This is a genomic window from uncultured Sphingomonas sp., from assembly GCF_913774285.1.
Lineage (GTDB): Bacteria > Pseudomonadota > Alphaproteobacteria > Sphingomonadales > Sphingomonadaceae > Sphingomonas.
Window position 1 is genome coordinate 62,258 of record NZ_CAJYHX010000001.1, and the last position, 24,367, is coordinate 86,624.

A 24,367-nucleotide genomic window follows, 5' to 3' on the forward strand; every position below is an offset into this window, starting at 1 on the left:
CGCTACCAAAGTACCTAGCTTAGCAAGATGAATTTCGTTGCATTTGCAACCCACAGCGTACGGCGCGCGATGATCGGCCAGGTACGTGCCGTGTTCAACGATGCGGCGCGCGGCGAAACGCCGGTGCAGCCAAGCGACGACGCGCTGTTCACGCGCGATTCGGTGCTGTGGCGGGTGCATGGCGACGTGACCACGATGATGGTCGGCGGCGTCGCGGCGCTGCTGCTGCAGATGCTGCACCCCGCAGTGCTGGCAGGCGTGTGGGACCATTCCAAGTTCCGCCACGACATGCTCGGCCGGTTGCGCGGTACCGCGCGCTTCATCGCCCAGACCAGCTATGCCGCGCGCAACGAAGCCGAGGCGGCAATCGCGCGCGTGCGGCGCATTCACGAGCATGTCCACGGCACCTTGCCCGACGGCACTCCCTATCGCGCGGACGATCCCCGGCTGCTCGCCTGGGTGCATGTGACGGAGGCGGTGAGCTTTCTCGACGGGTGGATCCGCTATGCCGAGCCCGGGATGACGCGTGCCGACCAGGATCGCTATTTCGCCGAGTTCGCGCGGGTGGCCGAGGCGCTGGGTGCCGATCCGGTGCCGCACAGCCGCGCCGAGGCGATGGCGCTGATCGCGACCATGCGCGCCGAGCTGCGCTACGACGATCGCACCCGCGAGGTTGCCCGGCTGCTGCTAGAGCAGCCCGCGCCCAACCTCGCGACCAAGCCCTTCCAGGCGATGACCTTCGCCGCCGCGATCGACCTGCTGCCCGGCTGGGCGCGGCAGATGCACCACCTATCCACCCCGCCGCTCGCCGCCCCCGCCGTGCGGCTGGGCACCCGCGGCGTAGCGGAGACGCTGCGCTGGGCATTCCGCTAGTTTCCAATCGGGAAAGTTATCGCTTTCCAATTCGGAAAACGATGCTATCTCTTTCCACATTGGAAAGGGAGAATCATCATGTCGAGCGTCGCCGAAGCCCAGCAAGCGCTGGCGCAAATCCACGCCAGCCGCGCCCAGCTTGCCCGCGTTGCGCACTGTCCGCCCGCGCGGCACCTGGCATTCGCCGCGCTGGAGGCCGGGCTCGTCGCCTCGCCGGCCGCTGCACCGTACCAGCTTGTCGCGCTGGTGCCGCTCGTGCTTGGCCTGGTGCTGATCGTGCGCTGGGATCGCCAGCGCCTGGGCATGTTCATCAACGGCTATCGTCGCGGACGCACGCGCCGGGTGATCGCCGCCTTCCTGCCGGTGCTCGGTGCACTCTATGGCGCCAGCGTCTATTTCGTCTTCGCCAAGCAGGAAATCTGGCCGTCGCTGCTGCTCGCCGCGGTGATGTTCGGCATCGCGACCTATATGAGCATCGTCTGGCAGCGCGTGTTCGTGCGCGAACTCGAGGATGGCCTGTGAGCACCGCCGAGTTCGATGCGGTGATTCACCCGCCCGCCCGGCTGCAGATCATGGCGGTGCTGACCAACGTGCAGGAAGCCGAGTTCGCGACGCTGCGCGATCTCACCAAGGTGAGCGACTCGGTGCTGTCCAAGCACCTCTCGGCGCTGGCCGAGCCGGGCTATGTCCAGCTGCGCAAGGCTACGACCAATGGCCGGCAGCGGACCTGGGCCTCGGTGACTCGCGCCGGCCGCGCGGCATTCGAACGGCACGTCGTTGCGCTCCAGGCGCTGGCGGGGTTGGTGCCCGCCGAGCCGGTCAGCGCACCGGCGTGAGGTCGGGCCGGCGCCGTGGCCGGGTCATGCTCGTCAGCAGCAGCGTCAGCACCGCGGCGAAGAGCGGCGCCAGCCACAGCGCGTTCCAGCCCCAGCGGAACTGGCTCTCGGCGCCGATCACCACCCCGCTGACGAAGCCGAGCCACAGCGCCAGATAGCGGATCCAGCCGAAGCGGTCGGCATCGCCCATCAGCGCGCCTGCCAGCTTCTGCCCCAGCTTGACCAGCGAGCCGGTCATGTAGGTGAGGCCGATCGTCACCTCGCCGTCGCGCTGGAACACGCCGTTCTCGGTCCCCATCGCGGCGGCGAGCAGCAGCAGCACGACCGGCCCGGGCATCAGCGTCGCGACGAGGGCGGCGAGCGTCAGCAGCAGCGTCACCGCCGTCATCACCACCGGCTGGTGGCGGTGCGGACGGGCGCGGCCGATAACGCTCGACAGGATCACGCCCGCCACGAAGCTCATCACCAGCGACGCGGCGATCGCCGCATCATAACCGGAGCCGCTGCCGAGGCCGACGCCCAGCCGCGTCGAGTTGCCACTCATGAACGAGGCGAAGAAGCCGCCCAGGCTGGTGAAGGCGAGCGCATCGACGAAGCCGGCGAGCGCCGCCAGGAGGATCGCAAGCGCGATCAGCGGGGACTCGGTACGTTGCATGGCCTCTCTCTGCCCCAAGCGCAGGGGCCTCGCCAAGGGGCCGCGTTTGACTTGGGGGACGCCTGCGCGGCAAAGCGAGGGGATGAACAGCTCGGTCGCCGCCCAGATCGGTCCCATCCTGCCCTGGCTCGACCTGTTCGGCATCGCCGTGTTCGCCGCCACCGGCGCGCTGGCCGCGACGCGGCACCAGCAGACCATCGTCACCGCCACCTTCTTCGCACTGATCACCGGCGTCGGCGGCGGCACGGTGCGCGACCTGCTGATCGGCGCGCCGGTCTTCTGGGTCCACGATGCCTCGGTCGCGTCGCTGTGTCTGGGCATGTCGGCGATCGTCTGGATCACGCCCGAGCATTGGTGGAGCGATCGCACCTTCGCCTGGCTCGATGCACTGGGGCTGGCCGCCTATGCCGCGTTCGGCGCGGCCAAGGCGCTCGGCTACGGCATCCCGCCGGTGCCGGCAGCCGTGATGGGGGTGGTGACCGCGTGCGTCGGCGGCATCATCCGCGACGTGCTGGCGGGCGAGCCGTCGATCCTGATGCGCCCCGAGCTCTATGTTACCGCGGCCGCGCTTACCGCGTCGCTGTACGTGCTGCTCAGCCTGCTCGGGCTTCCACCCTATGTCGCGGGGCTGGCCTCCGCCACCGCGGGATTCGCGCTGCGCGGCGCGGCGATGATCTGGAAATGGGGTCTGCCCGCCTATCGCGGCGGCAAGAACTGACGCGACATCCCCGCGACGGCGAACAACTGCGCCAGAACGGCCGCAACCGCTGCGGCGTTTGTTGCCAATTCCGACTCAAATCTGTTATGGTTACGTGGCTTTTACGCTTGTACCGCGTACGATCTCGTAAATACAAATACTTAGTGGAGGATTGCATGAAACGCACGCTCTTCTTGAGCGCTTGCTGTGCTGCCGCGGTCGCAGCTGCATCGCCGGCCAATGCCGCGCAGTACAAGTTCTCGATCACCGGCAGCCAGACGGTAAAGTTCGTTCTCGATGCCTCACCGACTCCGCCGGTCGTCGATCCGGGCAATTATTTTGTGCTCCGTGGGGTCAGCGGCACCATCAACAACGTCGCCACGACGTTCGATCTTGGCTTCGGCAGCCCGAGCTACATCTTCAATTTCGGTCTGATCAACAACACGATCGGCAATGGCTTCGTCTCGACGGGTGTCAGCCTGTTCACGGGCACCGAGGCTGCGCCGACGTTCAAGCTGGGCACCTTCACGCTCACGCCGAACACGCCCGAACCGGCCTATACCCTCAGCATCACGGCGGTTCCCGAGCCCGCGAGCTGGGCGATGCTGCTGGCGGGCTTCGGCGCGCTCGGCGCAATGGTCCGTCGTCGCCGCGACGTGACCGTCCGCGTCCGCTTCAGCAGCTGATCGTCTCGATCCGATCGCGACGCAGCCGGTCCGGAAGATCGGCTGCGTCGCCATCAAGATCGGTGCCCGGCCCCCGGCCGCGCGGCTTCAGTCCTTCATCGCATCGATCAGCTTCTTCACGTCCTGGCTACGTCCCCGCGGCAGCACCAGCACATCCGCGCCGGAGACCACCACGATCAGGTCCTGCACGCCGACGAGCGCGACGCGCTTGCCGGGTTCGCTCTGCACCAGGCAGTTGGTCGCCTCGATCGCCACCACGTCGCCGCGTACCACATTGCCGCCGGCATCGGGGTTGCTGATCGCATGCAGCGCATCCCAGCTGCCGACGTCGCTCCACCCCATCGCCACCGGCACCACCGCGACACGGGGCGCCTTTTCCATCACCGCATAGTCGATCGAGTCCGACGGGCAGGCGGCGAAGCTCTCGGCGTCGGGGAAGATCCGCGCGCCGTCGCGCCGGGCCTTGTCCATTGCCTGCTGCGCAGCGACGAGCATCTCCGGCGCGAACACGCTGAGCGTGCCGAGATACATGTCGGCACGGAACAGGAAGATGCCGCCGTTCCAGGCATGGTCGCCCGAGGCGAGCATGGCTTCCGCCCGATCACGCGGCGGCTTTTCGACGAAGCGATCGACGCGGTGGACGCCGGGCGCCAGTTCCTCCTCGCCGATCTTGATCCAGCCATAGCCGGTTTCGGGCGAGTCCGGGGTGATGCCGAAGGTGACCAGCCAGCCTTCGTTGACGAGCGGCAGCGCCGAGTCGATCGCGGCATGGAAGGCATCGACGTCCGAGATCACATGGTCCGACGGCATGACGAGGATCGGCTCGCTGCCGCTGCCCGCCGCCATCGCGGCAAGGGCGATCGCCGGCGCGGTATTGCGGCCGATCGGCTCGAGTATCAGCGCACGCACTGCCAAGTCCACTTGGGCGAGCTGCTCCTCGACGAGATCGGCATGAAAGGCATTGGCCACGACGATCGGCGCGGTGAAGCGCGGGCCCGAGGCGCGCTTGGCGGTCAGCTGGAGCATCGTCTCCTCGGCCGTCAGCGACAAGAGCTGCTTGGGGCGTTCGGGCCGAGACATCGGCCAGAGGCGCGTGCCCGAGCCGCCCGAGAGAATGACAGGCGTGATCGGCTTCGAATCCGGCATGCGGAAAAGGCTCCCTGGTTCGGTGCTGTGGAGAATAGCTGGGCGGTCTTGCCCTCTGAAACAAGGATGGGCCGAAACGGTTGCGATACGACGCAAATTTGATGCGACCGCGCGGGCTTGGCCGTTCGTTTACCCTTCTGCGCTACACCGGGCGGCGCCATGATCCGCCTGTTCAAGCATTATGTCCCGAACACCGTGCTGCTGCTCGGCCTGCTGGACATGCTCCTGCTGGTCACCGCCGGGGAGCTGGGCTGGCAACTGCGCGCGCACCAGGCGGGTATCGATGCGGGGCCGATCGGCGAGCGCGTGCCGCAGCTGGCGAGCTTCGCGCTGGTGCTCGAAACCGCCCTGGTGGCGCTGGGCGCATACGGCGCGGAGGCGCTGCAATCGCTGCGCCATGCGCTGGTGCGGTTGCTCGTCTCGATCGGCCTGGGCGTGCTGGGGCTTGGCTTCCTCTATTTCCTGGTGCCCCCGATCGGCTTCTGGCGCTCCAACCTGCTCTACGCGGCGGTCAGCGCCTTCGTGCTCCTGCTACTGATGCGGGTACTGCTCGGCAAGACGCTGGGCGGCGCGGCGTTCAAGCGGCGCATCGTCGTGCTGGGTGCCGGCCCGCGCGCGGCACGGCTCAAGCAGCTGTCCAAGGCACCCGGCGCGAGCTTCGCGATCGTCGGCTATGTCGCGATGAGCGACGCCAACCGGGTGATCCCGGAAGCGATCGCGCGCGACGCGATCTACAATCTCGCCGATCACGTCGTGCTGCTCAACGCCAGCGAAGTGGTGCTGGCGCTGGAGGAGCGCCGCAACGCATTGCCGCTGAAGGACCTGCTGCGGATCAAGACCACCGGCGTCCACGTCAACGAATTCTCGACCTTCGTCGAGCGGGTGACCGGCCGCGTCGACCTCGACAGCGTCAATCCCAGCTGGCTGATCTTCTCCGACGGCTTCTCCTCGGGCCGCCGGATGTCGGGGCTGTTCAAGCGGCTGTTCGACATCCTCGCCAGCCTGATCCTGCTGGTCCTCGCCTTCCCGCTGGTGATCGTCACCGCCGTGTTGATCAAGCTGGAAAGCCGCGGGCCCGCGCTCTACCGCCAGCAGCGTGTCGGCCTCTACGGCCAGGCCTTCGACGTGCTCAAGCTGCGCTCGATGCGCCAGGATGCCGAGGCGCCTGGGGAGGCGGTGTGGGCGGAGGAGAATGATCCGCGCGTCACCCGCATCGGCCGGATCATCCGCAAGATCCGCATCGACGAGCTGCCCCAATGCTGGAGCGTGCTCAAGGGCGAGATGAGCTTCGTCGGCCCCCGCCCGGAGCGCCCGAAGTTCGTCGAGGATCTGGAGCAGGCGCTGCCCTATTATGCCGAGCGACACATGGTGAAGCCGGGCATCACCGGCTGGGCGCAGATCAACTATCCCTATGGCGCCTCGATCGACGATGCCCGCCAGAAGCTCGAATACGACCTGTTCTACGCCAAGAACTATTCGCCCTTTCTGGACCTGCTGATCCTGCTGCAGACGGCCCGTGTCATCCTGTTCCCCAGCGGCGCGCGCTGATGCTCAGCGCGGCATTGAGCCTGTGGCTGCACGCACTGGCGGCATTGCTGTTCGCGATGCTGCCCTTCGCCGCCCTGCGCACCGGCGGCGACGCACCGTCCCGTCGCGCGCTTGCGGTGGCGTTGGCGATGACCGCGCTCGCCGCGCTCACCACGGCCGGCATTGGCGCCGACGAGATCGCCACCCGTCTCGCCGAGACGCTGCGCACCCTGGCTTGGCTGGCGTTTCTGCTGCTGCTCCACCGCCGCGCCGGCGAGCCGCGACCGCCGCTTGCGCTCGGCACCGTCTACGGGGTGGTGGCGATGGTAACGGTGGCAGCGATGGCGCTCGACACGATCGCTGCCACCCCCTCGCAAATCGCCGGCGAGGCCGGCGCGGTGGCGTTGCTGCTTCATCTGCTCGTCGCGGTCGGTGCGCTGGTGATGGTGCAGGCGCTCCACGCGGCGCTGGCGCATACCGCCGGCGGTGGACTGCGCTGGACCGTTGCCGCGCTGGGCGGCTTCTGGCTGGTCGAGTTTGCGGTGCTGACGCTCGCCTATCTCGGCGTACCGATGACCGGTCTGCTGCTCGTGGCGCGCGGGGCGGCGCTGGTATGTGTTGCCGCCGCCATGGGCCTGGGGCTGCAGCGGCGCGGCGACTGGCGGGTGCGGATGTCGCGCACCGTCGCCTACCAATCCCTGACGCTGGTCGCAGTCGGCGCCTATTTCGTGTTGCTCGCGCTGGCGACGAGCGCGCTCGCGACGCTCGGCGGCCAGCATGCGCGGCTGCTCCAGACCGCCTTCGTGTTCGGCGCCACCGCCGCGATTCTGGCGCTGGTCTCCAACTCCAGCCTGCGCGGCTGGGTGAAGGTGAAGCTCGCCAAGCACCTGTTCCGGCACCGCTATGACTATCGCGCCGAATGGCTGCGCTTCACGGAGACGCTGGGCGCGCCGGGCGCCGCGCCGCTCGAGCAGCGCATCGTCCGCGCGCTCGCCGACCTCACCGCCTCGCCCGCCGGCCTGTTGCTCGTCGCCGAGGAGGGCGGGCTGGTGGCGGGTGCCGGCTGGCACTGGGACCGCGCGACGCTCCCGCTGACCGCGGACCAGCCGCTCGCGACACATCTGGAAACCACCGGACGGATCATCGAGATCGATGCGGTGCGCCTCGGCCAGGCCGAACCCGCCGACGCCGACGTGACCCCTGCCTGGATGCGCGACGCCGACACCGCCTGGGTGGTGGTGCCGCTGCTCCACCGCGGCGCGCTGGTCGGTGCGATCCTGCTCGGTCGCCCGGCGCTCGCCCGGCGGCTCGACTGGGAGGATTTCGATCTGCTCAAGGCCGCCGGCCGCCAGGTGGCGAGCTATCTCGCCGAGGCGCGCGCCCAGGAAGCGCTGGCCGAAGCCCAGCGCTTCGACGAGTTCAACCGCCGCTTCGCTTTCCTGCTCCACGATATCAAGAACCTGGTCAGCCAGCTGGCGCTCACCGCGCGCAATGCCGAGCGCCATGCCGACAACCCCGAATTCCGCGCCGACATGATCGCGACGCTGCGCGATTCGTCCGACCGGCTCAACGCGCTGCTCGCCCGGCTCGGCCAGCACCATCGCGGGCGCAGCGAGCCGCCGCGCCCCACCGCGCTGCTGCCGCTGCTCGAACGACTCGTCGCGCGCCAGCCCGAACAGGTGCGGCTGGTGTCGGGCGCCGAGCCCGCGATCGCGATCGCCGAGCCCGCCGCCCTCGAGCAGCTGCTCGTCCACCTGATCCAGAACGCCATCGAGGCGAGCCCGGCCGACGCGCCGGTGACGATCGCGCTCGCCACCGACGAGGAAAATGCCATCATCGACGTGATCGATCGCGGCTGCGGCATGTCGCCCGGGTTCGTCCGCACCCGCCTGTTCAAGCCGTTCACCTCGTCCAAGCCGGGCGGCTTCGGGCTCGGCACCTTCGAAGCGCAGCAGCTGGTGCAGGGCATGGGCGGGCGGATCGAGGTCAGCTCGCGCGAGGGCCAGGGCACGCGCTTCCGCGTGGTGCTGCGCGCCGCGCCGGCGGTGGAGGCGGCGGCATGAGCGACGCGCTACCCAAGCTGCTCATCGTCGAGGACGATGCCGGGCTCCAGCGCCAGCTCCGCTGGGCCTATGAAGGCTACACCGTGCTCGCCGCCACCACGCGCGACGAGGCGATCACGATGCTGCGCGCCGAAGAGCCGCCGGTGGTGACACTCGATCTAGGCCTGCCGCCCGATCCCGACGGCACCAGCGAGGGCTTCGCGACGCTGGAGGCGATCCTCAAGCTCGCGCCTGCGACCAAGGTGATCGTCGCCTCGGGTCATTTCGAGCGCGAGTCGATGCGCCGCGCGATCGAGCTCGGTGCCTGGGATTTCTACCAGAAGCCAATCGACATCGACGCGCTGGGGCTGATCGTCGCGCGCGCCTTCCACGTCCACGCGCTGGAGACGGAGAATCGCCGCCTCGCCGACAAGGCTGAGGCCAAGGCGGTGCTGGGCGGCATGATCACCGGCGCGCCGGAGATGCTCAAGGTCACGCGAACGATCGAGCGGGTGGCGGGTGCAGATGTCTCGGTGATGCTGCTGGGCGCGAGCGGCACCGGCAAGGAATTGCTCGCGCGCGGCCTGCACGAGGCGAGCCCGCGCTCTGGAGGCAGCTTCGTCGCGATCAACTGCGCGGCAATCCCCGAGACTTTGCTCGAATCCGAGCTGTTCGGGCATGAGAAGGGCGCCTTCACCGGCGCGGTGAAGACCACCGAGGGCAAGATCGAGCTTGCCCAGGGCGGCACGCTGTTCCTCGACGAAGTCGGCGACATCCCGCTGCCGCTCCAGGTCAAGCTGCTGCGCTTCCTGCAGGAGCGGGTGATCGAGCGGATCGGCGGGCGGAAACCGATTCCCGTCGATACGCGGATCGTGTGCGCGACCCACCGCGACCTGGACGCGATGGTGGCGGAGGGGCGGTTTCGCGAGGATCTCTATTACCGGCTGGCCGAGATTGTGGTGCGGATCCCCTCGCTCGCAGAACGGCCGGGCGATGCCGGGTTGCTCGCCCGCCACTTCCTCGCCCGCTACGCCGAGCAGATGAAGGCCGGGCAGAAGAGCTTCGCCCCCGACGCGCTCGCCGCGATCGACGCCTGGGGCTGGCCGGGCAATGTCCGTGAACTGGAAAACCGCATCAAGCGCGCGGTGATCATGGCCGAGGGCAAGACGGTGCACGCCGAGGACCTGGATCTCGCGCCGGGTGATGCTGCCGCGATCAACCTGCGCGCGGTGCGCGAGGCGGCCGACCGCCAGGCGATCCGGCATGCGCTCGCACGCAGCGACGGCAACGTGTCGGCAGCGGCGCGGCTACTCGGGATCAGCCGGCCGACGCTGTATGATTTGCTGAAGGCGTATGATCTGCAGGGGTAACACCCCAACTCCCCCTCCCGCTTGCGGGAGGGGATGGGGGAGGGTGCGACGTGGAGGTTCTTTCTGCGACGGGGTCGCCGGCGATCCTCACTCACCTTCCCCTAACCCCTCCCGCAAGCGGGAGGGGGACTAAGAAGGGCGGGAGGTTAGGCCCCTTACTTCTTCTTCTCGGCCTGCACCGCCGCCTGTGGATCCTTGGACGGTGCGCCCTCGGCCGGCGTCGCCTGCTGGACGTTCACCGACACATCGGCGCCTTCCGCGGCGCTGTTGCTCTGCACCCCGGCATTGTCCGGCTGCGAGCCAGCGGCAGGTGCCGCCGGCAGCGGCAGGTTGGAGCCCTGCTTGTTGAGGTACAGGATCACGTCGGCGCGCAGCTGCGGGTCCGAGATGCCGGCAAAGGTCATCTTGGTGCCCGGCGCGAACTTGCGCGGGTTGGTGAGCCACGCGTCCATCTTGTCGAGGTCCCAGCTGCCGCCCACGCCCTTCAGCGCATCCGAGAAGGCGAAGCCGCCCTTGCCCTGCGCGATGCCCTCGCCCAGCGTGGCATAGAGGTTCGGGCCGATGCCGTTGGCCCCGCCCTGCGCGATGGTGTGGCACGAGGCGCACTGCTTGAAGCCGCTTTCGCCCTTGGCGACGTCACCCTTGGCGAGGCGCACCGGCAGCGGCTCGGCCGCGGCGGCGCCGCCGGCCGCATCTTCTACCGCCTCGACGACATAGCCGGGGCGTTCAGGCTTTTCGGAGTGGAAATACTTCGCGCTCGCGATCGAAAGTCCCAGGGCGGCGATACCACCCGCCAGCGCCCAACCTGCGATCGTATTGAAGCGATCTTGCATTCATCCGCTCCCACCTGTGCTTTGGTTCATCTTTAGAGCGCGCCCGCGGCGGAAGGCAAGCAGACTTGCGGCGGAGTTCTACGGAGGCTAGCGCCGCCGCCCATGGAGAATTTCGCCGCCCCCGCCCGCCCGATCGTCGCCCGCATGCTCGCCGAGGCCGAGGCGGCACCGGCGCGCGCGGTCGCCTATCAGGGCGCGCCGGGCGCCAATTCGCATGTCGCGGTGCGCGAGGCCTTTCCCGATGCGCTGCCGCTGCCCTGCTTCTCGTTCGACGACGCGATCGATGCGGTGAAGGAAGGCCGCGCCGACCGCGCGATGATCCCGATCGAGAATTCTCTGCATGGGCGCGTGGCGGACATCCATTTCCTGCTGCCCGAATCCGGGCTTTCGATCATCGGCGAGCATTTCCTCGCCATCCGCCACACGCTGATGGGCACCGGCAGCGTCGACGACGTGCGCGAGGCGATGAGCCATCCGCAGGCGCTCGGCCAGTGCCGCCACTGGCTGAAGGCGCACGGCATCGCGCAGGTCGCCTATCCCGATACCGCGGGCGCCGCGGCGATGGTCGCCGAGCTGGCCGATCCCAAGGTGGCGGCATTGGCGCCTGCCCATGCGGCGGAGCTGTACGGCCTGAACGTGCTCGCCAGCGACATCGCCGATGCCGCGCACAACATGACCCGCTTCGTGGTGCTTTCGCGCGATGCGCCTGGGGTGAGCGGCGAGGGCCCGTTCATGACCTCGCTGATCTTCGAGGTGAAGAACATCCCCGCCGCGCTCTACAAGGCGCTGGGCGGCTTCGCGACCAACGGCGTCAACATGACCAAGCTGGAGAGCTACCAGCGCGAGGCGAGCTTCTCGGCGACCGAATTCTACGCCGATATCGTCGGCAGCCCCGACGACGCAGGCGTACTCCGCGCGCTGGAGGAACTGGGCTTCCACTCGAAATGGGTGCGGCTGCTGGGAACGTACCCGCAGGCACGCGCGCGGCCGTAAGGTCGCAAAAGCTGTTCCCTACCCCACCAGGGCAGGGCAATCGCATTCGGCCAAAATACGTCGTCATCCCCGCGAAGGCGGGGATCCATTGGCGCTGATGCTGCGGTTCTTGCCCCCAGCGTTCAGGGCAATGGATTCCCGCCTGCGCGGGAATGACAAAGGTTTCTTGAGATGCCGCTTGCCCTAGCCATCATATGCGATAGCCCTGTCCACCAGGGGGAGGATGAAGGTTGGGTTACTCCCACTCGGCCCAGGCCTTGAGCAGCGTGTAGGCGATCGCGTACCCCGGCGGTGCCAGGAACGGCGCGTCCGGATCCCGCGCGAGGGCCTGCCGCACCTGCGCCCGATCGAACCACGCCGCATGTTCCAGCTCGTGCGCGTCGATGGCGATGTCCTCGTCGAGCGCCTCGCCGATGCAGGCGATCATCAGCTGCGACGGGAACGGCCAAGGCTGGCTGGCGACATAGCGGACCGTGCCGACATGCACGCCCGATTCCTCCAGCGTCTCGCGCCGCACCGCATCCTCGATGCTCTCGCCCACCTCGAGGAACCCGGCGAGCGCCGAATAGCGCCCCGGCGGCCAGCTCGGCTGGCGGCCGAGCAGCACCCGGTCGCCATGCTCGGCGAGCATGATCACCACCGGGTCGACGCGCGGATAATGCTCGGTGCCGCAGTTCGGGCAGAGCCGGCCCCAGCCCGCGCGGAAGATGTCGGTCGGCGTGCCGCAGCGCGAACAGAAGCCGTTGCGCGCGTGCCAGTCGATCAGGCTGCGCGCCGCGGCGTAATTGGCGGCATCCTCGGGGCGGAAGGCGTCGAGGATCGAAGACAGCTCGGGCGGGCGGCCCGGCGGCAGCGGCGTGCCGGGCGCCAGCGTCTGCACGAAGCGCGGCTCGCCGTCGATGAAGCCGAGGAAGAGCAAGGGCTGGGTCGCGGCGTCGAGCCCGGTCCAGACCAGCCGCCCCTCCCCGTCCAGCGTCGGCACCAGCCCGTCCATCACCAGCAGCCGCGCGCGCGGATCGGCGAGCGCTGCCGCCAGCAGGTCGGGCTCGTGGCGGACGCGGTCGTCGCGGCCGAGCGTACCGCCCGTAAAACCGGGCGCGATCACTTGGCGAGGTCGGCGTAGACGGCCGTGCGCACCGGCACCTTGAGGCCCAGCTCGGCGAGCAGGATGTTGACCATCATCGACGCGCGGACCTGGTTCTTGGGGTCGACCCAGGCGAAGGTACCCGCAGCACCCGACCAGCCGAACGTGCCCTTGCCCGCGCCGCCGGGTTGGTCGGCGAGGAACACCGATCCGCCCGCGCCGAAGCCCATCGGCACGCCGGTGTCGCGCGCCATCACCGCGAGGTTGGTCTTGTCGACGCCGGGCGGCAGCAGGTCGGACATGGCGAGCGCCACCGTTTCCGGCTTGAGGATGCGCACGCCGTCCAGTTCGCCGCCATTCTGCAGCATGTGGAGGAAGCGGTCATAATCGCGCGCCGACATCGCCAGCCCCGCACCGCCATAGGGGAAGCTCGGCTTCTTGAGATAGACCGAGGTTGCACCCGGGTCGATCGGCAGGCGGTTGCCGCCCGCAATCGCATATTCGGTCGCCAGACGCCCCGCCTCCCCGGCCGGCACCGTCCAGTAGCTCGACGTCATCTTGAGCGGCGCGAGAATGCGCGTGTTGACGAAGCTGTCGAACGGCATCCCGCTCGCCACCTCGATCACCCGGCCGAGCACGTCCAGACCGATCGAATAGCTGAACTTGGCACCGGGCTCGGCGATCAGCGGCAGCGTCGCGGTGCGGTTGGCGAATTCTTCCAGCGTCGCCGGGCGCACCGGGCGCGCGGTCGCCTCGAACGAATCGCTCACCTGCGCCGGGTTGATGCCCAGGCGGTTATACTCGTTGAGCAGCGGCCCCTTGGTGATGATGTTGTAGCCGAGCCCCGCGGTGTGGGTGAGCAGGTTGCGCACCGTGATCGGCTTGGTCGCGGGGCGGCTGGTCAGGTCCTTGTTCGGATCGACCAGCACCTTCATGTCCTTGAACGCCGGGATGAAGTCGCTGATCGGCTGGTCGAGCTTGAGCTTGCCTTCCTCGATCAGGATCATCGCGGCCATGCCGGTGATCGGCTTGGTCATCGAATAGACCCGCCACAGCGTGTCGCCATTGACCTTCGGCGACGTCGGCTCGTCGGCCATGCGGCCCTCCGCCACGATCGTCGTGGGCGCCTGGCCCTTGGCATAGGTGATGACGATGCCGGGCACCTTGCCCGAGGCGACGGTCTGGCGCGCGAAGCTCTGGACCTGGCTAGTGGCCGTCTGGGCGTGCACCACAGGCGCCTGGAGCAACAGAGCCGCCCCGAAAAGTCCGAATACGCGCTTGGCCGTCATCGCAGTCTCCGTATCGCTTTTGCCGCCTTGGCGAACACGGTGGGCAGACCGGCCGACTCGATGTCGGCGATCGGCCACCATTCGCCGGAGGGTGCGCTTGCATGGCGAGGGATTGTTGCAGTCGCAAGCGCCACTTCGAGATCGAAATGGGTGAAACCGTGGCGGACGGTTTCGTTCAGCATCCGCCAGTGCGTGGCGGCGGGCGCGTCGACCACGCCCGGCGGCGACTCCGCCCACGGCCCGGTGGGCAGCGCACGCATGCCGCCGAGCAGCCCCTTGTCCGGGCGGCGGACGAGCAGCACCGCGTCGTCGCGCTCCAGCCAGAACATCGTGCCGTGGCGCTGGGGCTTGGGCGCCTTCTTCGCCTTCACCGGATAGGTTTCGGGATCGCCCTGCGCCCGCGCTTTACACCCGAACGCGATCGGACAGAGCAGGCATTTCGGAGCACGCACGGTGCAGATGCCGCTGCCGAGGTCCATCATCGCCTGGGCGAAATCGCCTGCGCGGGAATCGGGGGTGATCGTGTCGGTCAGCCGGCGGATCGTGGGGCGCGACCCCGGCAGCGGATCGGCAAGCGCGAACAGCCGCGTCACCACCCGCTCGACATTGGCATCGACCACCACCGCCCGCCGCCCGAAGGCGATCGCGGCAATGGCGGCGGCGGTATAGTCCCCGATGCCGGGCAGCGCGCGCAGCCCAGTCTCGGTGTCGGGCAGTGCGCCCGACCGCGCGACCTCACGGGCGCAGGCGAGCATGTTGCGGGCACGGGCATAATAGCCGAGCCCCGCCCAGGCGGCCATCACATCGGCATCCTCGGCCGCCGCCATCGCTGCGAAGCTCGGCCAGCGCGCCGTGAATTTCTCGAAATACGGAATCACCGTGGCGACCTGCGTCTGCTGCAGCATCACCTCGGAAAGCCAAACCCGGTAAGGGTCGGCCGCGGTGGTGCCGGGCGGCGCGCGCCAGGGCAGGCGGCGGGCATTGGCGTCGTACCAGGCGAGGAGCGCGGGGGCGATCGATTCAGGAGCGTTGTCGGGCACGCCCCGCCTATGGCATGGGGGACCCGATATGACGAAGCCCCCCCGTGCCACCACCCGCCAGCCGCGCCCCGAGCCGCAGCGCTCGAACCGCGTCCGTGCGGTGTCCGAGCTGCTGCCGGACGTGGGCGGCGCCGCGTTCCGCAAGTTCGGCTTCGTCCAGTCCGCCGTGGTCAGCCGCTGGGGCGAGATCGTCGGCGAGCGCTATGCTCGCGTCTCCGCGCCCGAATCGATCCGCTTCCCGCGCGGCAAGCGCGAGGAGGGCGTGCTGGCGCTCACCGTCTCGGGCGCCTTCGCGCCGATGATGCAGCATATCGCGCCCGAGATCATCGAGCGGGTGAACCGCTTCTTCGGCTATCCCGCCGTCGCCAAGCTGGCGATCCGCCATGGCGACCTCCGCGCCCCCAAGGCCAAGCCCGCGCCCCCGCCTAGCCTCAAGCCGATCCCCGAGGCGATGGGCGACAGCCTGCGCGGCATCGCCGATCCGGAACTGCGCGCGGTGCTCGAATCGCTTGCCGCGGGCGTCGCGGCGCAGGACGAAACGCCGGTGTTCGGCCGGATCGATTGAGATGATGCAGCGACTCCTCACCCTGATGCTCACGCTGGTGCCGCTGTTCGCACTCGGCGCCGCCCCTGCCCCGCAGGCCAATTGGCTCACCACCGTGGTGGCGACGCCCGAGGGCGGCTATCGCCAGGGCAACCCCAACGCGCCGATCAAGCTGGTCGAATATGGCTCGCGCACCTGCCCGACCTGCGGCCGCTTCGCCGAAGAGGGCGTGAAGCCGCTGCGCGACCGGTATGTCGCCACGGGCAAGGTCAGCTACGAGTATCGCGACTATCTGGTCCACGGCGCGCCGGACCTGGCGCTGGCGCTGCTCAACCAGTGCGTCGGCACCCAGCGCTTCTTCCCGGTGCTCGACGCGATCTACGCCAACCAGCCCAAGTTCGAAGAGAAGCTGATCGCGCTGGAGAAGACGCCGGCGACGCTGGAGGCCTGGCAGAAGCTGCCGCCGCCGCAGATGGCGACGCGCTTCGCCGAAAACATGGGCATGATCGCCTTCCTCAAGACGCAAGGCCTGCCCGAGGCCAAGGCGCGCCAGTGCCTCGCCGATCCCAAGGCGATCGCCCGCATTGCCAAGACCCAGGCGGACGGCGCGAACCTATACAAGGTGGACGGCACGCCGAGCTTCTTCGTCAACGGCCGCAAGGTGCGCGCCTTTACCTGGCCCTATCTCGAGCCCGAACTGCGCGCCGCCGGCGCCTGACCCTTTCGTAACCCGGAGACTTCCATGCGTTTCGCCCTCGCGCTTCTTCCCATCCTGGCGCTCGCCGCCTGCAACGGCGGCAACAAGGCCGGCGGCACCGGCGGCAACAGCAGCGCGCCCGTCCAGGCCTCGGCGCCCGTCGCCGGCGCGGCGGCGCCGGCCGGCAAGCAGTGGACCGACGTGGTCGAGAAGACCAAGGACAACGGCTTCCGCCAGGGCAACCCCAACGCGCCGATCAAGCTGGTCGAATATGGCTCGCGCATGTGCCCGTTCTGCGCACAGTTCGGCACCACCGGCGTCGGCCCCTTGCGCGAAAAGTACATCGCGACCGGCAAGGTCAGCTATGAATATCGCGACTTCCTGATCCACGGTGCGCCCGACCTCGCGCTCGCGCTGCTCAACCAGTGCGTGCCTGCCGACGCCTTCTTCCCGACGCTGGACCAGATCTATGCCGGTCAGGAAGAGTTCGAGAAGAAGATCATGGCGCTCCAGCAGACCAACCCGCAGGTGCTCGACCAGATCCAGCAGATGCCGCCGCCCCAGGCCGCGGCGGGCTTCGCCCAGGCGCTGGGCATGGTCGACTTCATGAAGCAGCGTGGGCTTCCTGAAGCCCAGGCCAAGGCGTGCCTCGCCGACCAGAAGCAGATCGAGACGATCGCCAAGGTCAATGCCGACGGCGCGAACGTCTACGGCGTGAACTCGACGCCGACCTTCTTCATCAACGGCCAGAAGACCGACGTGAACACCTGGGCCGATCTGGAGCCGCTGCTCCAGAAGGCCGGCGCACGCTGATCGACACCTCGTGCAGATAAAACGGCTGCGGCTGACGGGCTTCAAGAGCTTCGTCGACCCGGCCGATCTGCGGATCGAACCGGGGCTGACGGGAATCGTCGGCCCCAATGGCTGCGGCAAGTCCAACCTGCTCGAAGCGTTGCGCTGGGTGATGGGCGAGACCAGCGCCAAGTCGATGCGCGGCAGCGGCATGGAAGACGTTATCTTCGCCGGCACCGCGACCCGCCCGCAGCGCGACTTCGCCGAAGTGGCGGTGGTCGCCGATCTGGACGACCAGCAGGACGAACTGGAGATCATCCGCCGCATCGAGCGCGGCGCCGGTTCCGCCTACCGCATCAACGGCCGCGACGTGCGCGCCAAGGACGTGGCGCTCGCCTTCGCCGACGCCGCGACGGGCGCACATTCGCCCGCGCTGGTCAGCCAGGGGCGGATCGGCGCGATCATCGCCGCCAAGCCGGGCGAGCGCCGCGCGATGCTGGAGGAGGCGGCGGGCATCGCCGGCCTCCATGTCCGCCGCCGCGACGCCGAGCAGAAGCTCCGCGCGACCGAGACCAACCTCACACGCCTCGACGAGCTGATCGGCGAGCAGGAGCAGCGCGCCGCCGCGCTCAAGCGCCAGGCGCGCCAGGCCGAGCGCTACCGCGAACTCTCCGACCGCATTCGCGTCGCCGAGGCGCGGATGATCTTCGCCCGCTGGCGCGACGCGGCGCTGGCCGCCGATATTGCGCGGAAAGAGGCCGCCGAGGCCGAGTCGCTGGTCGCTGAGCGCACCGCCGCGCAGGCCGAGGCGGAGGCTGCACAGATGGCGGCCGCCGAGGCGGTCGCCACGCTGCGCGCCGAGGCACTGCGGCTGCGCGATGCCGCCAGCGACGCCCAGCACCGGCTCCAGACGCTGCGGAGTGCCCGGCACGGCGTCGAGCGGCGGATTGCCGAACTGGCCGAGGCGAGCCGTCGGCTGGAGACGGATCGCGCACGCGAAGCCTCGCTGGCGCGGGACGCTGCCGAGGCCATCGCCCGCCTGACCGCTGAACAGGCGACGCTGGACGCGCGGATCGCCGAAACCGCCGGGCGCGTGCCGCTGCTCGACGCGGCGCTCGCCGATGCCGAACGCGCCGCCCGCGATGCCGAGGTCGCGCTGTCCCAGGCGCTGGCCCAGCAGGCGGCCGAGGCGGCGGAAGTGCGCGTCGCCGATGCAGCGCTCTCCGCCGCGCGCGGCCAGGTGGAACGCAGCCAGCGCGACCAGGCGCGGATCGAAGCCGAGGCCCGCGCGCTCGGTGATGCCGCACCGCTTCACGCCGAGCGGCAGCACGCGAGCGACGCGCGGGCGGAGGCGCAGCGCCAGGCCGAATCCGCCCGCGACGCCCTCGCCCGCGCCGATGCCGAGGAGCGCGCCGCGATCGAGGCGCGCAACGGTGCCCAGGCGGCGCGCGCGGCGGCGCATGCCGAACTCGCCCAGATCGACAGCGAGGCGGCCGCGCTCGCCAAGGCGACCAGGCCCTCGGGCAAGGACCGGCTGCTCGACCGCGTGACCGTCGCCGCGGGCTATGAACGCGCGCTCGCCGCTGCGCTGGGCGACGATCTCGAGGCCGGGCTCGATGCCAGCGCCGAGCGCCATTGGGGCGGCGCCGATGCATCGCCCACCGACCCCTCGCCGCCGCCCGGCACGACTAGGCTGGCCGAGCACGTAACCGCGCCACCCGAACTCGCCCGCCGCCTCGCGCAGGTGCTGGTGTGCGAGGCGGATGACGGCCAGCCGCTCGCGGTCGGCCAGCGGCTGGTGACGCTGCAGGGCGTGCTGCGCCGCTGGGACGGCTATCGCGCGCGCTCGGGCGGCGCGGCGGCGGCCGAGCGGCTGGAGCGGGTCAACCGTCTCGCCGCGCTGGAGCAGGCGCGCCCCGCGGCACAGGCGGCGCTGGAAGCCGCCGCGGCGGAACTCAGCCGGATCGAGGCGAGCATCGCCGAGGCGCGCCGCAGCGCTGCCGAGAACCGCAAGCGACTCGACCAGGCCGACCTCGCCGCCCGCGAGGCGACGCGGGCCGACGATCGCGCCGCCAACCAGATCGAGCGGCTGGAGGCGCAGCGCGCCGATCTCGAAACCCGCCGCGCCCGCATCGCCGCCGAAGCCGAGGAGGCCGCTGCCGAGTTCGCCCGTGCCGAGGCGGCCAAGGCAGCGCTGCCGGACGGGGCGGAAACCCGCGCCAAGGTCGCGACACTGTCCCGCGAGGCCGATCATGCACGCGCCGCGGTCGCCAGCGCCCGCGCCGAACGCACGAGCCTCGACCGCGACCTCGCCCAGGCCCGCGAGCGGCTCGCGGCCGCCGGGGCCGAGGCCAAGAGCTGGTCCGCGCGCGCCGCCGATGCCACCCGCCGCTCGGCCGAAATGGATGAGCGCGCCGCCACGCTGGCGCAGGAGCGCGAGGCGATCGCCGCCCGCCCCGCGCAGATCGCCGCCCAGCTCGCGGATGCCGAGGCCGCCGATTCTTGGATGCAGCAGGAATCCGCCGCCGCGCAGGTCGCCGAGCGCGAGGCCGACGCCCGGTTGCGCACCACAGAGTCGGCGCTGCGCAAGGCGAGCGAGTCGCTTTCCGAGGCCCGCGAACGCCGTGCGGGCGCTGCGGCGCGTGCCGAGAACCAGGACGTGCGGCGGGTGGAGATGGGGCGCCTCTCGGGCGAACGGTTCGAATGCCCGCCGCCCTTACTCCCGGCGCGGCTGCACTTCGACGCCGACAGCGTGCGCACCCCGCAGGAGGAATCGGCAGCACTCGAAAAGCTGACCGCTGATCGCGAGCGGCTCGGGCCGGTCAACCTCGTCGCCGAGACCGAGCTGGCCGAGATCGAGGCCGCGTTCGGCACCAACGCCAAGGAGCGCGACGAGCTGCTCCAGGCGGTCAACCGGCTGCGCGGCTCGATCGGGACGCTCAACCGCGAGGGACGGCAGCGGCTGCTTGCCGCGTTCGAGGCGGTCGACCAGCATTTCCGCCGGCTGTTCACGACGCTGTTCAACGGCGGCCAGGCGCATCTCGCGCTGATCGACTCGGACGATCCGCTGGAGGCGGGGCTGGAGATCCTCGCGCAGCCCCCGGGCAAGAAGCTGCAGTCGCTCACCCTGCTCTCGGGCGGCGAACAGGCGCTGACCGCGGTCGCGCTGATCTTCGCGCTGTTCCTCACCAAGCCCTCGCCGATCTGCGTGCTCGACGAAGTCGACGCGCCGCTCGACGATGCCAATGTCGATCGCTTCTGCGACCTGCTGGAAGCGATGACCCGCGAAACCGCGACCCGCTACCTGATCGTCACCCACAATGCCGCGACGATGGCGCGGATGCACCGGCTGTTCGGGGTGACGATGGTCGAGCGCGGCGTCAGCCGGCTGGTCTCGGTGGACCTGGGCGGGGCGACGAGCTTGCTTGCGGCGGAGTAGGTGACCGTCGCGTGGGGGCCCGCGCGCAAGCCTATTAGCGGCATGGCGGCATGGCGGCATAAATGGATGGTGGTCCGGGAACAGTCACGAGCTTCGGGAAAGCTCCAGGGCCCGCCACTCTTCCCATCGTCGATGCAAATCCGCCTTCGAGTGCGGAATGCGCTGATTTAAGGCTTCGGCAGCCACTATTCGATCTGTGCGGAAGTGACGAAATCCCTTCCGCGTTTCACACCATGCGATCAGGATGCGACTTGCCTCGGCGTACCCGAGCAGGATCGGCCAGATCGTGCGCTCGGTCTGCTCGCCGTCTCGATCGCGATAGACAAGGCGCAGCTTCGAACGGGCGCGAATCGCATTCCGAAGCATCGCCGCGTCTACGATATCCTCGACGGGAACCAAGCGCGGCGGCACGCCCGTAGTCGGTGCCATGACGAACGGCCGGAGATGCGCAGGGACGGCCGCGACGATCTTCGCCAGAACATCGTTCGCGGCGGGAGAGAGAAGCGGATCATCGCGCCCGGCGACCCACTGCGCACCCAGCACGATGGCTTCCAGTTCGACCTGGGTCAGCATCAGCGGCGGCATGTCATAGTCGGCATCCAGCAGATAGCCGAAGCCGGGTTCGCCGGTGATCGGCACCCGCTGTGCCATCAGGACGGCGATGTCGCGGTACACGGTACGCGTCGACACCTCCAGTTCGGCGGCCAGGGCAGCGCCGGTTACCGGACGTGTCGATCGCCGAAGCAGCTGGATGATTTGAAAGAGGCGATCGGCGCGAGGCACCGTCTGATGACTCCTGCTGACACGACGCTGTCAGCAGCGGTGCGATACGTGCCCGGCTTACGCAAGCCACAACCACCGGGATATCATCATGAAATTCGCCTCCGTCCGCCTGATCGCTGCCGACATCAACGCCATGGTTGCATTCTACGAGCTGGTGACGGGTGAGGCAGCCGAATGGCTCGCACCGCAATTCGCAGAAATCGTCACGCCGGGTGCAACGCTCGCCATCGGAAGCGCAGAAACGGTGGCTGTTTTTGCCGAGAACAGCGCGACCTCAGGTGCCAATCGCACCGTCATCCTCGAATTCATGGTCGAGGATGTGGACGCCGTCTTCGATCGGCTAAACGGCAAGTCCGAGCTGGTGCATGCGCCCAAGCTGTTGCCATGGGGTAATCGCACGTTTCAAGTTCGTGATCCGGAAGGCTCGGCGATCAGCATCTTCACGCCGTTCACGGATGCTGCAAAGGCCCGTTTCGGATCACGATAGGCACCGTTCTCGATGGCTCTTGCCCGAAGCGGCTCTCAAAGAGGCGGGATGGGGGGAAGATCGCGATGCGCGAACGGCGGCTTCCGGCGGCTGCGGGTACGCCCCGCAACGGACCTGCCGGACGCCGCTGGCACCTCAGTGCTTCGTCTGAAAACTCGGCTCGCCCTGCAGTGCGGCGGCGACCAGCAGGCCTTCCTCCAGCTTTACGCGGTTGCGCAGGCGCGGCAGCATTGCGCGGCTGGCGTCGGCGAAGCCTTGGCGGTCGGCGGCGATCTGCTCGGGGGTCCAGAACTGGAGATAGTCCTGCCAGTTGGCCTTGAGCCGCTCGAAATCCTCGCGGACCTGATCGACCTTGGTGCGCGAGATGCCCGGCTGTGCCGACAGCGCCAGCGTGTAGATGGTGGTGTCTTCGCGGGCGAGATGCTCGGCGACGCAGTTGAGCAGGTGATCCAGCGCGGTGGAAAGCTCGACCGGAGCGGCTTCGCTTTCAAGAAGGCCCGACAGGCGCCGCGCGAGGATGTCGATCATTTCGTGATCGTGCCGCAATTCTGCGATCGTCGTCGTTGCCATCATCGCTCTACCCTCACCCCTTAACGTCGTCTGCTCCGTTCGTTCCCCCGCGTCTGCATAGCGCGATTTCACGCAAAGTGGAACGATGGAATGGGTTAATGAAAAAAGGGGCCCGGCAGCGCCGGACCCCTTCGTTTCTTGCGCGTAACGCGGTGATCAGTCGCGATCACCGGTCAGGAACGCGGGCAGGCCGATGTCGCCGCCATCGTTCTTGCCGCCTTCGCTGCGCTCGCCACGCGGCTTGTCGCCACGGTCGCGGCGGGGGCCACGCTCGCCGCGCTCGCCACCGCGCTCACCGCCACGGCCGCCCTCGCGACGACGGTCGCCGCCACGATCGCCGCGGTCACCACGATCGCCGCGCGGCTCGCGCGGTTCGCGGGCCGGGCGCGAGTCTTCCAGCTCGGCACCGGTTTCCTGGTCGACGACGCGCATCGACAGGCGGACCTTGCCGCGCGGATCGATCTCGAGGACCTTGACCTTGACTTCCTGGCCTTCGCTCAGAACGTCCGAGACCTTCTCGACGCGCTCGTTCTTGATCTCCGAGACGTGGACGAGACCGTCCTTGCCGCCCATGAAGTTCACGAACGCACCGAAATCGACGAGGTTGACGACCTTGCCGTTGTAGATCTTGCCGACTTCGGCTTCCTCGACCAGGCCCTTGATCCACTTGATCGCGGCTTCGATCTGCGCCGGATCCGAGGAGCTGACCTTGATCACGCCCTCGTCGTCGATGTCGACCTTGGCGCCGGTGGTGGCGACGATCTCGCGGATCACCTTGCCGCCGGTGCCGATCACTTCGCGGATCTTCGACTTGTCGATCGTGAAGGTTTCGATGCGCGGCGCGTGCGCCGACAGCTCCGAGCGGGTCTCGCCCAGCGCCTTGGCCATCTCATTGAGGATGTGCGCACGGCCCTCGTGGGCCTGCTTCAGGGCGACCTTCATGATCTCTTCGGTGATGCCCGAGATCTTGATGTCCATCTGCAGCGCGGTGATGCCCTCGCTGGTGCCGGCGACCTTGAAGTCCATGTCGCCAAGATGATCCTCGTCGCCCAGGATGTCCGACAGGACGGCGAAGTCCTTGCCTTCCAGGATCAGGCCCATCGCGATGCCCGAGACGGGGCGCTTCAGCGGCACGCCCGCGTCCATCATCGACAGCGAACCGCCGCAAACGGTGGCCATCGACGACGAGCCGTTCGACTCGGTGATGTCCGACGTGACGCGGATCGTGTAGGGGAATTCCTCCTTCGACGGCAGCACCGGGTGCAGCGCGCGCCAGGCGAGCTTGCCGTGACCGACTTCGCGACGACCCGGCGCGCCGAAGCGGCCGACTTCACCGACCGAATAGGGCGGGAAGTTATAGTGGAGCATGAAGTTCTGGTACGACAGGCCGTTGAGGCCGTCGATCATCTGCTCCGCGTCGCGGGTGCCGAGCGTGGTGGTCGCGATCGTCTGCGTCTCGCCACGCGTGAACAGCGCCGACCCGTGCGCACGCGGCAGGAAGTGGACTTCCGATTCGATCGGGCGGATCTGCGTCGTGGTACGGCCGTCGATGCGGCGGCCATCCTTCAGGATCGCGGTGCGGACGATCTCGGCTTCCAGCTTCTTGACGAGCTTGGCGGCGGCGAGCTGTTCCTGCGGCGTACGGTCGGCCATCGCCGCCTTCGCCTTGGCACGCGCCTCGCCCAGCGCGGTCTGGCGCTGCTGCTTGTCGGTCAGCTTGTAGGCGGCCGTGATATCCTTGCCGATCAGCTTCTTAAGCTCGGCCTTGACCGTCTTCTGGTCGTCGCCGACCTTCAACTCCCACGGATCCTTGGCGGCCTGTTCGGCGAGATCGATGATCGCGTCGATCACCTGCTGCGACGCCTTGTGTGCGAACATCACCGCGCCGAGCATGACGTCTTCCGACAGCTCCTTGGCTTCGGATTCAGATCGGAAGAGCACACGTCTGAACTCCAGTCACAAAGATACATCGCGTATGCCGTCT

General features: G+C 68.7%; 22 protein-coding genes and 1 pseudogene. 14 read left to right on the top strand and 9 right to left on the bottom strand.

Translation table 11 applies throughout. The annotated features are described in order from the left end of the window. Nucleotides 1-69 precede the first annotated feature (69 nt). The 3 genes from QZ670_RS00235 (at nt 70) to QZ670_RS00245 (ending at nt 1,709) form a co-directional block, all read left to right on the top strand. Nucleotides 70-873 (top strand): oxygenase MpaB family protein, encoded by an 804-nt coding sequence (locus QZ670_RS00235; protein WP_294250167.1) that lies wholly within the window; start codon nt 70-72, stop codon nt 871-873. Between the two features lie 78 nt (nt 874-951). Then, nucleotides 952-1,395, top strand: coding sequence for a hypothetical protein (locus QZ670_RS00240; protein WP_294250170.1), 444 nt, complete (start codon nt 952-954; stop codon nt 1,393-1,395). Then, nucleotides 1,392-1,709, top strand: a complete 318-nt coding sequence (locus tag QZ670_RS00245) for a transcriptional regulator (protein WP_294250173.1) — start codon at nt 1,392-1,394, stop codon at nt 1,707-1,709. Before QZ670_RS00240 ends, QZ670_RS00245 begins: the two co-directional genes overlap by 4 nt. Here QZ670_RS00245 and QZ670_RS00250 read toward each other — a convergent pair. Next, nucleotides 1,693-2,364 carry a YoaK family protein gene (locus QZ670_RS00250; RefSeq protein WP_294250176.1) on the bottom strand — a complete coding sequence of 224 codons (672 nt, stop codon included), beginning with the start codon at nt 2,362-2,364 and terminating at the stop codon, nt 1,693-1,695. The genes QZ670_RS00245 and QZ670_RS00250 overlap by 17 nt on opposite strands. 82 nt (nt 2,365-2,446) lie before the next feature. On the opposite strand from QZ670_RS00250, the gene QZ670_RS00255 reads away from it, so the two are divergent. Together QZ670_RS00255 and QZ670_RS00260 are read left to right on the top strand one after the other, a co-directional pair. Next, a complete protein-coding gene (locus QZ670_RS00255) occupies nt 2,447-3,082 on the top strand; it encodes a trimeric intracellular cation channel family protein (protein ID WP_294250180.1) in 636 nt (211 codons plus the stop codon). A 155-nt stretch (nt 3,083-3,237) separates the two neighbouring features. Beyond that, nucleotides 3,238-3,747, top strand: coding sequence for a PEPxxWA-CTERM sorting domain-containing protein (locus tag QZ670_RS00260; protein ID WP_294250183.1), 510 nt, complete (start codon nt 3,238-3,240; stop codon nt 3,745-3,747). A gap of 87 nt (nt 3,748-3,834) precedes the next feature. Here the strand turns inward: QZ670_RS00260 and QZ670_RS00265 are convergent, their stop codons facing one another. Then, nucleotides 3,835-4,893: a mannose-1-phosphate guanylyltransferase/mannose-6-phosphate isomerase gene (locus tag QZ670_RS00265; RefSeq protein ID WP_294250186.1), complete on the bottom strand. Its 1,059-nt coding sequence runs from the start codon at nt 4,891-4,893 to the stop codon at nt 3,835-3,837. Between the two features lie 159 nt (nt 4,894-5,052). Here QZ670_RS00265 and QZ670_RS00270 point away from each other — a divergent pair, with 159 nt between their 5' ends. From QZ670_RS00270 to prsR, 3 genes are read left to right on the top strand one after another with little or no spacing between them, the layout of a single operon-like run. Beyond that, nucleotides 5,053-6,441 (top strand): TIGR03013 family XrtA/PEP-CTERM system glycosyltransferase, encoded by a 1,389-nt coding sequence (locus tag QZ670_RS00270; RefSeq protein ID WP_294250189.1) that lies wholly within the window; start codon nt 5,053-5,055, stop codon nt 6,439-6,441. Beyond that, nucleotides 6,441-8,483 (top strand): XrtA/PEP-CTERM system histidine kinase PrsK, encoded by a 2,043-nt coding sequence (gene prsK, locus QZ670_RS00275; protein ID WP_294250192.1) that lies wholly within the window; start codon nt 6,441-6,443, stop codon nt 8,481-8,483. The genes QZ670_RS00270 and prsK overlap by 1 nt, the downstream gene beginning before the upstream one ends. After that, nucleotides 8,480-9,832 carry a PEP-CTERM-box response regulator transcription factor gene (prsR, locus tag QZ670_RS00280; RefSeq protein ID WP_294250194.1) on the top strand — a complete coding sequence of 451 codons (1,353 nt, stop codon included), beginning with the start codon at nt 8,480-8,482 and terminating at the stop codon, nt 9,830-9,832. The genes prsK and prsR overlap by 4 nt, the downstream gene beginning before the upstream one ends. Before the next feature lie 155 nt (nt 9,833-9,987). Here prsR and QZ670_RS00285 read toward each other — a convergent pair whose 3' ends face one another. Further along, nucleotides 9,988-10,665 (bottom strand): cytochrome c family protein, encoded by a 678-nt coding sequence (locus tag QZ670_RS00285; RefSeq protein WP_294250197.1) that lies wholly within the window; start codon nt 10,663-10,665, stop codon nt 9,988-9,990. A 102-nt stretch (nt 10,666-10,767) separates the two neighbouring features. On the opposite strand from QZ670_RS00285, the gene QZ670_RS00290 reads away from it, so the two are divergent. Continuing rightward, nucleotides 10,768-11,658, top strand: a complete 891-nt coding sequence (locus QZ670_RS00290) for a prephenate dehydratase (protein WP_294250200.1) — start codon at nt 10,768-10,770, stop codon at nt 11,656-11,658. Nucleotides 11,659-11,893: 235 nt separating this feature from the next. Here QZ670_RS00290 and nudC read toward each other — a convergent pair whose 3' ends face one another. Genes nudC through QZ670_RS00305 form a run of 3 tightly spaced genes read right to left on the bottom strand, consistent with a single transcriptional unit; the run spans nt 11,894 to nt 15,071 of the window. Continuing rightward, nucleotides 11,894-12,763 carry an NAD(+) diphosphatase gene (gene nudC, locus QZ670_RS00295; protein ID WP_294250203.1) on the bottom strand — a complete coding sequence of 290 codons (870 nt, stop codon included), beginning with the start codon at nt 12,761-12,763 and terminating at the stop codon, nt 11,894-11,896. After that, nucleotides 12,760-14,031 carry a serine hydrolase domain-containing protein gene (locus QZ670_RS00300; RefSeq protein ID WP_294250206.1) on the bottom strand — a complete coding sequence of 424 codons (1,272 nt, stop codon included), beginning with the start codon at nt 14,029-14,031 and terminating at the stop codon, nt 12,760-12,762. The genes nudC and QZ670_RS00300 overlap by 4 nt, the downstream gene beginning before the upstream one ends. After that, nucleotides 14,028-15,071 carry an A/G-specific adenine glycosylase gene (locus QZ670_RS00305; protein ID WP_294250209.1) on the bottom strand — a complete coding sequence of 348 codons (1,044 nt, stop codon included), beginning with the start codon at nt 15,069-15,071 and terminating at the stop codon, nt 14,028-14,030. Before QZ670_RS00305 ends, QZ670_RS00300 begins: the two co-directional genes overlap by 4 nt. A 28-nt stretch (nt 15,072-15,099) precedes the next feature. Between QZ670_RS00305 and QZ670_RS00310 the strand changes: the two genes are divergently transcribed. Genes QZ670_RS00310 through smc form a run of 4 tightly spaced genes read left to right on the top strand, consistent with a single transcriptional unit; the run spans nt 15,100 to nt 20,543 of the window. Beyond that, the gene (locus tag QZ670_RS00310; protein ID WP_294250212.1) at nt 15,100-15,636 is read left to right on the top strand and encodes a DciA family protein; all 537 of its coding nucleotides are present in this window, start codon (nt 15,100-15,102) and stop codon (nt 15,634-15,636) included. A gap of 1 nt (nt 15,637) precedes the next feature. Further along, complete coding sequence (locus tag QZ670_RS00315; RefSeq protein WP_294250214.1) at nt 15,638-16,333, top strand: thioredoxin domain-containing protein; 696 nt, start codon at nt 15,638-15,640, stop codon at nt 16,331-16,333. Between the two features lie 24 nt (nt 16,334-16,357). After that, nucleotides 16,358-17,125: a thioredoxin domain-containing protein gene (locus tag QZ670_RS00320; RefSeq protein ID WP_294250217.1), complete on the top strand. Its 768-nt coding sequence runs from the start codon at nt 16,358-16,360 to the stop codon at nt 17,123-17,125. 10 nt (nt 17,126-17,135) lie between these two features. Continuing rightward, the gene (smc, locus tag QZ670_RS00325) at nt 17,136-20,543 is read left to right on the top strand and encodes a chromosome segregation protein SMC (protein WP_294250222.1); all 3,408 of its coding nucleotides are present in this window, start codon (nt 17,136-17,138) and stop codon (nt 20,541-20,543) included. Between the two features lie 84 nt (nt 20,544-20,627). On the opposite strand, the gene QZ670_RS00330 is transcribed toward smc, so the two are convergent. Further along, complete coding sequence (locus QZ670_RS00330) at nt 20,628-21,326, bottom strand: YafY family protein (RefSeq protein WP_294250228.1); 699 nt, start codon at nt 21,324-21,326, stop codon at nt 20,628-20,630. Nucleotides 21,327-21,414: 88 nt separating this feature from the next. Between QZ670_RS00330 and QZ670_RS00335 the strand changes: the two genes are divergently transcribed. Beyond that, entirely contained in the window at nt 21,415-21,813 is a 399-nt protein-coding gene (locus tag QZ670_RS00335; RefSeq protein WP_294250230.1) for a VOC family protein, read from the top strand. Nucleotides 21,814-21,948: 135 nt separating this feature from the next. On the opposite strand, the gene QZ670_RS00340 is transcribed toward QZ670_RS00335, so the two are convergent. Further along, nucleotides 21,949-22,386, bottom strand: a complete 438-nt coding sequence (locus QZ670_RS00340) for a hemerythrin domain-containing protein (protein WP_093296043.1) — start codon at nt 22,384-22,386, stop codon at nt 21,949-21,951. A 153-nt stretch (nt 22,387-22,539) separates the two neighbouring features. Further along, nucleotides 22,540-24,309, bottom strand: a pseudogene (pnp, locus tag QZ670_RS00345) (polyribonucleotide nucleotidyltransferase); the annotation flags it as partial. Nucleotides 24,310-24,367 lie beyond the last annotated feature (58 nt).